This window comes from Acinetobacter sp. ACNIH2 (assembly GCF_002934965.1).
In the GTDB taxonomy this organism is placed as follows: Bacteria; Pseudomonadota; Gammaproteobacteria; order Pseudomonadales; family Moraxellaceae; genus Acinetobacter; species Acinetobacter tandoii.
The window spans coordinates 1,132,301-1,145,829 of the sequence record NZ_CP026412.1; the positions used below are offsets into that span (position 1 = coordinate 1,132,301).

Annotated in this window: 10 protein-coding genes; 1 reads left to right on the forward strand and 9 read right to left on the reverse strand. The window is 42.8% G+C overall.

The genetic code is table 11. The features are described from left to right. The first annotated feature begins 45 nt into the window (after positions 1 to 45). The gene (locus tag C3F34_RS05295; protein WP_044739160.1) at positions 46 to 531 is read left to right on the forward strand and encodes a DUF4442 domain-containing protein; all 486 of its coding nucleotides are present in this window, start codon (positions 46 to 48) and stop codon (positions 529 to 531) included. Between the two features lie 64 nt (positions 532 to 595). Here C3F34_RS05295 and C3F34_RS05300 read toward each other — a convergent pair whose 3' ends face one another. From C3F34_RS05300 to nusG, 9 genes are all read right to left on the reverse strand, one after another. Next, the gene (locus tag C3F34_RS05300) at positions 596 to 955 is read right to left on the reverse strand and encodes a DNA transfer protein p32 (protein WP_044739159.1); all 360 of its coding nucleotides are present in this window, start codon (positions 953 to 955) and stop codon (positions 596 to 598) included. 137 nt (positions 956 to 1,092) lie between these two features. Beyond that, positions 1,093 to 1,632: a hypothetical protein gene (locus C3F34_RS05305; protein ID WP_044739158.1), complete on the reverse strand. Its 540-nt coding sequence runs from the start codon at positions 1,630 to 1,632 to the stop codon at positions 1,093 to 1,095. Positions 1,633 to 1,777: 145 nt separating this feature from the next. Then, entirely contained in the window at positions 1,778 to 5,977 is a 4,200-nt protein-coding gene (gene rpoC, locus C3F34_RS05310; protein WP_016168442.1) for a DNA-directed RNA polymerase subunit beta', read from the reverse strand. 156 nt (positions 5,978 to 6,133) lie between these two features. Beyond that, on the reverse strand, positions 6,134 to 10,222 hold the full coding sequence (gene rpoB, locus C3F34_RS05315; protein WP_104441204.1) for a DNA-directed RNA polymerase subunit beta: 4,089 nt from the start codon (positions 10,220 to 10,222) through the stop codon (positions 6,134 to 6,136). Between the two features lie 306 nt (positions 10,223 to 10,528). Further along, on the reverse strand, positions 10,529 to 10,897 hold the full coding sequence (gene rplL, locus C3F34_RS05320) for a 50S ribosomal protein L7/L12 (RefSeq protein ID WP_016168444.1): 369 nt from the start codon (positions 10,895 to 10,897) through the stop codon (positions 10,529 to 10,531). A gap of 42 nt (positions 10,898 to 10,939) precedes the next feature. After that, complete coding sequence (gene rplJ / locus C3F34_RS05325; RefSeq protein ID WP_016168445.1) at positions 10,940 to 11,446, reverse strand: 50S ribosomal protein L10; 507 nt, start codon at positions 11,444 to 11,446, stop codon at positions 10,940 to 10,942. Positions 11,447 to 11,744: 298 nt separating this feature from the next. Continuing rightward, positions 11,745 to 12,440, reverse strand: coding sequence for a 50S ribosomal protein L1 (gene rplA / locus C3F34_RS05330; protein ID WP_016168446.1), 696 nt, complete (start codon positions 12,438 to 12,440; stop codon positions 11,745 to 11,747). 3 nt (positions 12,441 to 12,443) lie between these two features. Next, positions 12,444 to 12,872 carry a 50S ribosomal protein L11 gene (gene rplK, locus C3F34_RS05335; RefSeq protein WP_001074682.1) on the reverse strand — a complete coding sequence of 143 codons (429 nt, stop codon included), beginning with the start codon at positions 12,870 to 12,872 and terminating at the stop codon, positions 12,444 to 12,446. Positions 12,873 to 12,988: 116 nt separating this feature from the next. Continuing rightward, a complete protein-coding gene (gene nusG, locus C3F34_RS05340) occupies positions 12,989 to 13,522 on the reverse strand; it encodes a transcription termination/antitermination protein NusG (protein ID WP_016168447.1) in 534 nt (177 codons plus the stop codon). Positions 13,523 to 13,529: the final 7 nt, after the last annotated feature.

Below are 13,529 nucleotides of genomic sequence, written 5' to 3' on the forward strand. Positions count from 1 at the left end.
GTCAGGTTAAGATGAGGACAAGCTCTTATAAAAATATTTTGCATCATGAGTATTCTCAAAAGATTACAAAGCGTTCCTACCATCACCAAATTTATTCTAAATCGTTATGCTCCATACCGTGGTGCAGGCATTCAGGTCGAAAAGATTGACTTTCCCAACTACCATATTCGGGTCAAAATGCCCCTGACACGCAAGAACCAAAATATTGTTGGGGTACATTTTGGCGGTAGTCTCTATTCGATGATTGATCCATTCTACATGTTGTTGCTGATGCATCACCTTGGCTCAAAATACATCGTCTGGGACAAAGCTGCCAAGATTCAGTTTTTATCTCCTGGGCGTAGCACTGTCTATGCAGATATTCGAATTGATGCAGCAGAAATTAAACAAATTAAAACCTTGGCAGAAGACTATTCTCCAGTAAATCGTACTTATCAGTTAAGTATTTATGATGAGGCTGGGGTGCGCATTGCTGAAGTAGAAAAAACAGTCTACATTCGACGTAAAAAGGCCAAACCGGATTTAAAATAAAAAAGGCGCTATATTCAGCGCCTTTTTCCAATCCTTAAAATCTCAATTGTGATGCAACAGAGATTTAACGTTTATTGTTTTCTATTGCGGCCCCAGCACCACCACCAATCGCCCCGCCAATTGCGGCACCTGCATCGCCACCAAATACCGACTTACCAATTACAGCACCTACACCTGCACCTACACCACTATACGTTGCATTCTTGGTCGAACCACTTTGGGATTTACTTCCTACCGCGGCACCTGCACCTGCACCAAGAGCAGCACCCGTACTGCCACCTACACGGCTACCAACGCTACCACCAACTGCACCACCCAAGGCTGCTGCACCCACACGCTGCTCTGATGCAGACATATTGCTACATCCAGTGAATACGAGTGCAGAAACTGTCGCAATAATGGCTAAATTCATTAACTTTTTCATGAGCGTATCTCCATTTCCCATTGTCCCAGTAGCAACTCTATAAAAGTATTAAGGAGCGAAGATGAAGTTTTATGTAAAAATCCCAATAAAATTACGAGGATTTTGTAACCTGAAAGACTACATCAACTAACTACTTCTCACTCATCTTTAATCACCACCACATCTTTAGTTGTTTTTCCATCATTTTGAATGACTGCATGGGTTGCACTTTTACTATGTTCATGATTTTGAATTTGATTAATCTTCAAATTTTTCTGTACAGGTTCCTGCCCTTTCTTAAACTCAACTCCAGAAGCGTCTAATTGCTTTCCTTCAGCAACGACCTCACCATCTCTGGTCACTTTTGAATCTACTTCAATTTTTGAAGTCGGCACAATTACACTACCCTTTTGCACCATAGGTGCTTTCATTTTTTCATCAGAAAATTGGGCTTTGTCATCCACAATCACGACATCACGTGCAACGACATCCTTACCTTTGTTGGTTACTTCAAAAATGGTGGCATTCACGGTGCGAACAGGCTCTCTACCCGGCATAGTTCGAATCACTTGAGTTTTTACAATAGGTACCACTGCTTTATCTTCAATCACGATAGCATTGGGCATGGGCGCTGCGAATACAGAACCTGCTGCCAGCATCCCCAATACACTTAAAATTAATTTATTGTTAAAATTCATATTCTTAATACCTTATATTTAATTATGGATTTACGTTTAAGCATAGAACTTTATCCATTTAATTATGTGATTTTTTTTAGTCGTTCTGCTTCAGAATGTAAAAAAGCCACCCGAAGGTGGCTTTTCATCATGATTTAAGGACTAATTAAAGACCATTAAACTCATCACTAAATGCTTGGCTAAGCGCTTGGTCTACATCAGAGAAGTCATTATGAAGCTCAAGCTCTGCAGCTTCTGCTTCTTGACGACGACGTTCTAAATGGTAAGCTAAACCTGTACCTGCAGGAATCAAACGACCTACTACTACGTTCTCTTTCAAGCCACGTAAATCATCTTCTTTACCTGTTACAGCCGCTTCAGTTAACACACGTGTTGTTTCCTGGAACGATGCAGCAGAGATGAACGAGTCAGTAGAAAGTGACGCTTTGGTAATACCCATCAACTGACGTTCAAACTTCGCTGGGAACTTGTTTTGTGCAAGCACAGCTTGGTTTTCACCCACAACACGGATGTAATCCACTTGTTCGCCTTTGATGAAGCTCGTATCACCACCATCTGTGATGTCTACTTTACGTAACATTTGACGCACAATGACTTCAATGTGTTTGTCGTTGATTTTTACACCTTGCAGACGGTAAACGTCTTGAACTTCGTTCACGATGTAGTTGGTTAATGCAACTTCACCTTTCAAGCGTAAAATGTCATGTGGGTTTTGTGGACCATCAGAAATGGTTTCACCACGGTTCACATGTTCACCTTCAAACACGTTGATTTGACGCCATTTAGGAATTAATTCTTCGTAAATTTCAGAACCATCATCTGGAGTAATCACCAAACGGTTCTTACCTTTGGTCTCTTTACCGAAGCTCACGATACCTGACACTTCAGCCAAGATTGCATGTTCTTTCGGTTTACGTGCTTCAAACAAGTCCGCAACGCGTGGAAGACCACCGGTAATATCACGAGTACGTGAAGATTCTTGTGGTACACGACCAATAACATCACCCACACCAATTGTTTCGCCATCACGGACAGAAAGAATTGTGTTTTGTGGCAAGAAGTAGAACTGTTCGCCGCCATCAGCTGTATCTAATACCACCGCAGGACGTAAATCTTTACCAGAAGCAGGACGTGCTGTTACAGGTAGGATTTCAACAGTTGTCATCCCTGTTGCATCATCAGTTTTAGAAGTTGCCGTCACACCGTCAGCGATTTGGCTGAAACGGATTTTACCTGCAACTTCGGTAACGAGAGGATGTGTATGCGGATCCCAAGTCGCTACGATACCGCCTGCTTCTACAGCTTCGCCATCTTTCAATAAGATTGACGCACCGTATGGCAGTTTATAACGCTCACGCTCACGACCTAAGTCATCTGCAATACCGATTTCACCTGAACGTGAAACAGAAACTAAGTGACCTTTAGCATGTTGTACAGTTTTCACGTTGTGGAAACGTACAGTACCTTTGTTGCGTACTTGTACACTGTTTGCAGCAGAAGTTCGGCTCGCAGCACCACCCACGTGGAAGGTACGCATCGTTAACTGTGTACCTGGCTCACCAATCGATTGAGCAGCCATTACACCCACAGATTCACCTGGGTTCACCAAGTGACCACGTGCCAAGTCACGGCCGTAACATTTCGCACACACACCAAATGTAGATTCACAGTTTACAACTGAACGAACTTTAACTTCATCGACACCTGCTTCTTCAAGGAAGTTTGCAAGTTTTTCGTCAATTAAAGTGTTACGTGGAAGAATAACTTCGTCAGAACCTGCTTTTTTCACGTCTTCTGCAACTACACGACCCAGTACTCGAGTACCTAAGTTCTCGATTACATCACCGCCTTGAATGAACGGAGTCATGACTAAGCCACCTAAAGTGCCACAATCAGGCTCAGTGATCACCAAGTCTTGTGCTACGTCTACCAGACGACGTGTTAAGTAACCAGAGTTCGCTGTTTTCAATGCAGTATCGGCCAAACCTTTACGTGCACCGTGCGTCGAAATAAAGTACTGAAGTACCGTTAAGCCTTCACGGAAGTTCGCCTTAATTGGCGTTTCAATGATCGAGCCATCTGGTTTTGCCATCAAACCACGCATACCTGCAAGCTGACGAATCTGTGCCGCACTACCACGGGCACCAGAGTCAGACATCATGTAGATACTGTTGAATGATTTTTGCTTCTCATCTTCACCCTGTTTGTTTTTCACAGTGGTGTAAGACAAGTTGTCCATCATCGCTTTCGCAACTTGGTCATTGGTACGTGCCCAGATATCGACAACTTTGTTATAACGCTCGCCCGCAGTTACAAAGCCTTGTTCGAACTGTTGTTCAATTTCACGAACTTCAGTTTCTGCTTTGTCAATAATCACTTGCTTAGTCGGCGGAATAACCATGTCTTCCATACCTACCGATACGCCTGAACGTGTCGCTTGACGGAAACCAAGGTACATCAATTGGTCAGCAAAGATAACTGTATCTTTTAGACCCAATTTACGGTAGCAAGAGTTGATTAACTTCGAGATGTTTTTCTTGGTCATCTCAACGTTAATTTGTTGGAAATCCATACCTTCAGGAACAACTTCCCAAAGTAAGCAACGACCCGGTGTAGTATCTACAACGATGGTTTGCTGTTCACGGTTACCATTTTCATCAATCACAGTTTGGTGTACACGAGCTTTAACGCGAGCGTGTAATGCAACCTGACCTGTCGCCAATGCACGGTTAACTTCATGCGTATCCGCAAATACCATGCCTTCACCTTTGGCATTGATTGCATCACGTGTGATGTAATACAAGCCCAATACAACGTCCTGAGAAGGAACGATGATTGGTTCACCATTTGCAGGTGACAAGATGTTGTTGGTCGACATCATTAACGCACGAGCTTCTAATTGAGCTTCAAGTGTTAATGGTACGTGAACCGCCATTTGGTCACCGTCGAAGTCGGCGTTAAACGCAGCACAGACGAGCGGGTGTAAACGGATTGCCTTACCTTCAATCAGGATCGGTTCAAATGCTTGAAGACCCAAACGGTGAAGTGTTGGCGCACGGTTCAACATCACTGGATGTTGACGAATTACCGATGCAAGAACGTCCCAAACTTCTGGAGTTTCACGCTCAACCATTTTCTTCGCAGCTTTAATGGTTGTTGCCTGACCAGATGCTTGTAATTTCGCGAAAATAAACGGCTTGAATAATTCAAGTGCCATTTTCTTCGGAAGACCACATTGATGTAAACGTAAGTTAGGACCTACCGTAATTACCGAACGACCCGAGTAGTCAACACGCTTACCAAGTAAGTTTTGACGGAAACGACCTTGTTTACCTTTGATCATGTCTGCCAAAGATTTTAATGGACGTTTGTTCGAACCAGTAATTGCACGACCACGACGACCATTATCAAGCAACGCATCTACAGACTCTTGTAACATACGTTTTTCGTTACGTACGATAATGTCTGGCGCAGCAAGATCAAGAAGACGCTTCAAACGGTTGTTACGGTTGATTACACGACGATAAAGATCGTTCAAGTCAGAAGTCGCGAAACGACCACCTTCAAGTGGAACCAACGGACGAAGATCTGGTGGAAGTACTGGAAGTACATTCATCACCATCCATTCTGGCTTGTTGTTCGACTCTTTGAATGCTTCCATCAACTTCAAGCGCTTAGACGCTTTTTTCAACTTCGTTTCAGACGTTGTTTGTGGAATCTCTTCACGAAGACGAGAAATCTCAGCTTCAAGATCGATATCTTTCAGCAAGTCTTGAACCGCTTCCGCACCCATTTTCGCAGTGAATTCATCACCGTGTTCTTCTAACGCATTGAAGTATTCTTCATCGTTAAGAAGTTGATATTTCTCAAATGGAGTCATACCTGGGTCAGTTACTACATAAGATTCGAAATACAATACGCGTTCGATATCACGTAGAGTCATATCAAGAAGCAAACCGATACGGCTTGGTAATGATTTCAAGAACCAGATGTGCGCAACTGGAGAAGCCAATTCGATGTGACCCATACGCTCACGACGAACTTTCGCAGTTGTTACTTCAACGCCACATTTTTCACAAATGACGCCTTTGTATTTCATACGCTTGTATTTACCACACAAGCATTCGTAATCTTTGACTGGACCAAAAATTTTGGCACAGAATAAACCATCACGTTCTGGCTTGAACGTACGATAGTTAATTGTCTCAGGCTTTTTAACTTCACCGTGAGACCATGACTTAATCATTTCTGGTGACGCAAGACCAATACGGATGCGATCAAACTCAACTGGAGCATGACCGTCTGAGTCCGTCTTTTTGCGCATGATATCGAGCAAGTCTTTCAATTTTTTTCTCCGTGTGTCGAGGAGATTTTCACTTCTCGACTGGGTCACAAATATTGTTTTTTCACTGAATAGGGAATCTCAAAAAATCCCCCTAAATCCCCCTTTACTAAGGGGGACTTCTCCCCTCTTTCTTAAAGAGGGATCGGGGGAGATTTCTTAGTCACCATTTTTCAGTTCAATGTTGATACCTAAAGAACGGATCTCTTTGGTCAATACGTTGAACGATTCAGGCATACCTGGGTCCATATAATGGTTACCATCTACAATATTCTTATAGATACGAGTACGACCTTCAACGTCATCCGACTTCACAGTGAGCATTTCTTGAAGTGTATAAGCTGCGCCATAAGCTTCAAGTGCCCAGACCTCCATCTCACCGAAACGCTGACCACCGAACTGAGCTTTACCACCCAATGGTTGTTGCGTTACTAATGAGTAAGAACCTGTAGAACGGGCATGCATCTTGTCGTCAACCAAGTGGTTCAACTTAAGCATGTACATATAGCCTACAGTTACAGGACGGTCGAAACGTTCACCTGTACGTCCATCATACAATACGGTTTGACCCGAACGTGGAATTTCAGCCAGCTCTAGTAACTCTTTGATTTGGCTTTCTTCAGCACCATCAAATACAGGAGTTGCTAAAGGTACACCTGCACGTAAGTTACCTGCCAACACCAAGATTTCATCATCTGTTAAGCTGTCTAAATCTTCTTGCTGACCGCCCACTTTGTTGTAGATTTTGTCTAGGAAAACACGTAGTTCAGCAATTTCACGCTGTTGTTTGAGCATCTTATCAATTTGCTCACCCAAACCTTTCGCAGCCATACCCAAGTGAGTTTCAAGAATCTGCCCCACGTTCATACGTGACGGTACACCCAACGGGTTCAATACGATATCGACTGGAACACCATTGGCATCATGCGGCATGTCTTCGACTGGTAGGATGTTAGACACAACACCTTTGTTACCGTGACGACCCGCCATCTTATCACCAGGCTGGATACGACGTTTAACTGCAAGGTAAACCTTCACAACTTTCAATACGCCAGTTGTTAGTTCATCACCTGTAGAAAGTTTGCGTTTTTTCTCAGCAAATTTCTCGTCAATTTCAAAGCTCTTCTCTTTCAAGAACACTTGAATTTGGGTTAAACGTTCAGCAATCGCTTCATCACTTGGCTGGATTTCAAGTAAATCAACCAACTCTAAGCCAGACAACATATCTTCTGAAAGTTTGTCACCACGCTTCGTGCCGCCACCGCCATTCGATTCTTGACCGCTCAACAAGCGAACAATACGTTCACGTGCTGCTTCTTCGAAGATTTTATATTCTTCTTTCAAGTCTTTACGGTAAGCATCTAATTGCGCTTTTTCAATTGCTTGCGCACGTTCGTCTTTTTCAAGACCATCACGTGTAAACACTTGAACGTCAATTACTGTACCTTTCGTACCAGATGGAACACGTAAAGAAGAATCTTTAACGTCAGCTGCTTTTTCACCAAAAATTGCACGAAGCAGTTTTTCTTCTGGTGTTAATTGCGTTTCACCTTTAGGCGTTACTTTACCAACAAGGATGTCGCCCGCTGCAACTTCAGCACCGATATAAACAATACCTGATTCATCAAGCTTAGAAAGTGCAGCTTCACCCACGTTCGGGATATCCGCAGTAATTTCTTCAGCACCCAATTTAGTATCACGTGCAACACACGATAACTCTTGGATATGGATCGAAGTTAAACGGTCTTCTTGAAGAACACGCTCAGAAAGTAAGATCGAGTCTTCGTAGTTATAACCGTTCCAAGTCATGAACGCGACGCGCATGTTTTGACCAAGCGCAAGTTCACCACCATCAGTCGATGGACCATCAGCCAATACATCACCACGAGCAACTTTGTCACCCATGCGAACTACGACGTTTTGGTTGATACATGTATTTTGGTTAGAACGTGTATATTTGATCAGGTTGTAGATATCTACACCCGCTTCACCCGCCACCATCTCTTCTTCGTTTACACGAATCACGATACGAGAAGCGTCTACGTATTCAATCGCACCACCACGGTTTGCAATGACACACACACCAGAATCACGTGCTACATTTGCTTCCATCCCTGTACCAACAAGCGGTTTATCCGCCAATAATGTCGGAACAGCCTGACGTTGCATGTTCGAACCCATTAATGCACGGTTCGCGTCATCGTGTTCAAGGAACGGAATCAATGATGCTGCAACAGATACAACCTGTTGAGCAGATACATCCATATGCGTCACTTTTTCAGGTGGCATACGCACGAAATCACCTTGGTGACGTACAGAAACAAACTCTTCCGTCAAGTGATTGTCTGCATCGACTGCAGAGTCGGCTTGTGCAATGACAGTGCCTACTTCTTCAATCGCAGATAAGTATTCAACTTCATCCGTTACACGTCCATCAACAACTTTACGGTATGGAGTTTCCAAGAAACCGAAGTTATTACATTTTGCATAAACAGATAGCGAGTTGATCAAACCAATGTTTGGACCTTCAGGCGTTTCAATCGGACATACACGACCATAGTGAGTTTGATGTACGTCACGTACTTCAAAGCCCGCACGTTCACGTGTTAAACCACCAGGACCAAGTGCAGATACACGACGTTTGTGTGTAATCTCAGACAATGGGTTGTTTTGATCCATGAACTGAGATAACTGGCTTGAACCAAAGAATTCTTTGATTGCCGCTGCAACTGGTTTCGCATTGATTAAATCTTGCGGAGACAAGTTATCTGCTTCTGCTTGGCTTAAACGCTCTTTTACAGCACGCTCAACACGAACCAAACCAACACGGAATTGGTTTTCTGTCATTTCACCAACAGAACGAACACGACGGTTACCCAAGTGGTCAATATCATCCACTTCGCCTTTACCGTTACGAATTTCAACCAATGTTTTTAATACATCAGTGATATCGCTGTTCGAAAGGATACCTTCAACTTCACGTGACTTCTGATCAGTACCGACTTCGTAAGGACGACCCAAACGACGGTTAAACTTCATACGACCAACTGGCGATAAATCGTAACGCTCAGAAGAGAAGAATAAGTTATTAAATAAGTTTTCAGCTGCTTCTTTTGTTGGTGGCTCACCTGGACGCATTACTTTGTAGATTTCAACAAGCGCTTCTTCACGACCTGTTGTTGTATCTGCACGTAGAGAATCCGCAATGAACGAACCACGATCGATGTCATTCGTAAACAGAATATTAAACTGCTTCACGCCACCTTCAGCCAGCTTCACCATCACTTCATGGCTTAGCAAGGTATTCGCAGGAATCACTTCGCCATCACGTAAAGTGATATCTTGGGCAGTAATACGCTCATATAAATATTCGTCTGGAACAGAAAGCTTCGTTAAGCCTGAGGCTTCCATTTGACGTACATGACGCGCGTTAATACGCTTACCTTGTTCAACAATCACTTTACCGTCATTATCGGTAATGTCGAATTGAGCCATTTCGCCACGCAGGCGTTCTGGTACAAGGTCAATTTGGTAGCTACCCATGTCTAAATAGACAGGTACTTTCTCGTAGAACAAATCTAGAATTTGTTCATTGCTGTAATCCAATGCACGTAAAACCACAGTCGCAAGCAATTTACGACGACGGTCAATACGGACATAGACTAAATCTTTTGCATCAAATTCAAAGTCTAACCATGAACCACGGTAAGGAATAATACGTGCCGAATAAAGCACTTTACCGCTTGAGTGAGTTTTACCCTTATCATGATCAAAGAACACGCCTGGCGAACGGTGTAAGTGAGATACGATTACACGCTCAGTACCATTAATAACGAATGTCCCGTTATCCGTCATGAGTGGCATTTCACCCATGTACACTTCTTGCTCACGCACGTCTTTGATTGATTTCGTTTCACGATCTTTAATGATCAAACGAATTTTTACACGCATTGGTGCCGCATAAGTTGAGCCACGAAGAATACATTCGCGAACATCAAACTCCGGCTTACCAAGGCTATACTCAACAAATTCTAGAGCAGCATTGCCAGAATAACTTTCTATAGGAAAAACTGAACGAAATGCGGCTTGGAGACCGATATCTTCGCGGTTTTTTGGTGATTTGCCATCTTGCAAGAACGTTCTGTACGAGTCGACTTGAATCGCGAGCAAGTACGGAGCATCCATAACACTAGGCAATTTACCAAAATTCTTACGGATCCGTTTCTTTTCGGTATATGAGTATGCCATCTGGAGTCCTCGGAAAGTAAACTAAACCCGCCTGCAGAACGGGTTTAGAAGGAATTACGCAGGCCGATATGGCCACCACTGTTTACAAATGCTGCAATTTTTAGTGGTATTAAAACGCTTAACAATATTTTTTGAATAGAAAAATATTGGTAAGCGTTTAAAGATTGTCTTTATTGTTTAAATTTGATGATTTTTAAATCAGTCAAATTGGAGTCGAGCCGATTATTGTAACGCAAAAAGGCTGATGACCCAAGAGCCATCAGCCATTTTGTGGAGCCGATTATAAAAAATCGACTCCTCTTAAGATTACTTAAGAGTAACTGTAGCACCAGCTTCTTCAAGTTTCTTCTTAAGTTCTTCGCCTTCTTCTTTAGACACGCCTTCTTTAAGAACAGCAGGAGCACCTTCAACCATATCTTTAGCTTCTTTAAGACCAAGACCAGTAGCTTCACGAACTGCTTTAATTACAGCAACTTTGTTAGCACCAAAAGAAGTCAACTCTACGTTGAATTCAGTTTGTTCTTCAGCAGCAGCAGCAGCGCCAGGAGCAGCAGCAACAGCTACAGCAGCAGCAGATACGTTAAATTTTTCTTCGAAAGCAGAAATTAATTCAACAAGTTCAAGAACTGTTTTTTCAGCAACTGCGTTTAAGATTTCTTCGTTTGTTAAAGCCATGAGAATAACTCCAAATGGATATTGAATGGTGTGGAAATAGGATTAAGCCGCTTCTGACTCGTTTTTCTCTTTGAGCGCTGTAATAAGGCGACCCAATTTCGAAATAGGAGCTTGAAGAACAGACGCAAGCATAGTAAGCGCTTTTTCTTGGTTCGGAAGGTTTGCGATAACGCTAACTTCAGCACCTTGATAAACTTTGCCATCAAAGGCAGCAGCTTTAAGTTCAAATGCTTTGTTAGTTTTTGCAAATTCTTCGAACAAGCGTGCAGCAGCACCCATGTCGTCTTCAGAAGTTGAGAAACCGAGAATGGTTGGGCCAACAAGGTCGTCGTTCAAGATGTCGAATTGAGTATCTTGAAGAGCGCGTTTAGCCAAAGTATTACGCACGATACGTGTAGTAACACCCAACTTACGAGCTTCAACACGAAGTTGTGTTAATTGCTCTACGCTTGAACCTTGATAGTTAGCCACAACAACAGAAAACGCTTTAGCAGCAACTTCGCTTACTTCAGCAACAATCTGTTTTTTGTCTTCGATAAGAAGAGCCATTGTAAAACCTCCTAACGGTGATTTATGCACCTAACAGGTACACCCCAATTCGTAAGCCCTTTCAAGCTTACACGCGGAGGAGGAAATAAATCACACCACCGCGTCTACTCAGACTGGGTTATTAAGAGAGAAGCATAAAACTCCCCTCGCCTGAGGTCTTTGACGCTGATAAATATACATTTATCAATTCAAAGTTTGCCTAAGTTCGTAAGTAGTCCGAAACCGGTCTCTCTTACGTAATATTTAAAGCAGTGCTTCAAATATTACTCAGGGCTTTAAAATTCTGTCTAAGTAAAACTTAGTTAGAAACGTTGTTTACATCAATAGTAAGACCAGGACCCATAGTTGAGCTCAAAGTGATCTTTTTGATGTATACACCTTTAGAAGTTGCAGGCTTTAACTTTTTCAAGTCTGCAATCAAAGTTTCAACATTTTGACGAACAGCTTCAGCAGAGAAGTCTACTTGACCGATCGCAGCGTGGATAATACCTGCTTTGTCAACACGGTAACGTGCTTGACCAGCTTTCGCATTTTTAACTGCACCAGCAACGTCTGGAGTTACAGTACCCACTTTCGGGTTTGGCATCAAACCACGTGGACCAAGGATTGTACCTAACTTACCTACAACGCGCATTGCATCTGGAGCAGCAATTACTACGTCAAAGTCAAGGTTACCTTGTTGGATGCTTTCAGCTAAGTCATCAAAACCAACAATGTCAGCGCCTTCAGCTTTAGCAGCTTCAGCAGCCGCGCCTTGAGCAAACACAGCAACACGTACAGTTTTACCAGTACCTGCAGGAAGTGTAGTCGCACCACGAACAACTTGGTCAGATTTACGAGGGTCAACACCTAGGTTTACCGCAACATCCAAAGATTCTTTGAATTTCGCAGCAGGAAGACCAGCTAGAACAGCAACTGCTTCTTCCAAAGTGTAAACTTTGTTAGCTTCAATAGCAGCAGCGATGGCTTTTTGACGTTTAGTTAACTTTGCCATGTCTTATAGCTCCACTTCCAAGCCCATAGAACGTGCAGAACCAGCAATGGTACGAACACGTGCGTCTAAATCAGCACCAGTTAAATCTGGTTCTTTAGTAGTCGCAATTTCTTCTAATTGAGCACGAGTCAACTTACCAACTTTAGTTTTGTTAGGTACAGATGAACCCTTTTGAATACCTGCAGCTTTCTTAAGAAGAATAGATGCAGGTGGAGTTTTCATGATAAATGTGAACGACTTGTCGTTGTACACAGTAATCACTACAGGAATTGGAAGACCTGGTTCAACTTTTTGTGTAGCAGCATTGAATTCTTTACAGAATGCCATGATGTTAACACCACGTTGACCTAGTGCTGGACCAATCGGTGGAGATGGATTCGCTTTACCAGCTGGAACTTGCAGCTTGATATAGCCGTCAATCTTCTTAGCCATTTCAAATTACCTCTGGGTACAAACGCCTTTTACAGCTCCCCAATATTTCATGCAGTGACAATCACTACAACAACAATGCCCGATTGAATAAATCGGGCGTTTTTAACCAATCCAGATTAAATTGTTTTTTCGACTTGGCGAAATTCCAATTCAACTTGAGTTGGTCGATTAAATACATTAATCGTCAATGTTAAACGTGACTTATCGTATAGAACTTCTTCCACCACGCCTTTAAAGTCGGTGAATGGACCGTCAATTACGAGTAATTCTTCGCCTGGTTCAAACATCGTCTTCGGACGAGGTGCTTCACCAGTATTGCGTACACGAGCAAGAATCGCATCTGCTTCTTTTTGCGTAATCGGTGCAGGTTTTTCTGCTGTACCACCGATAAAACCTAAAACTTTAGGACACTCTTTTACAATGTGCCAAGTTTCATCATTCATTTCCATTTCAACTAACACATAGCCAGGAAAGAACTTACGCTCAGACTTACGTTTCTTACCATCCTTCATTTCTACCACTTCTTCGGTAGGAACAAGGACTTCACCAAAGCTATCGGCTACAGCGCTACGCTGGATTCGATCATTAAGTGAACGCATCACCTGTTTTTCATAGCCTGAGTAGGCATGAATAATGTACCAACGTTTCATAGCTCTC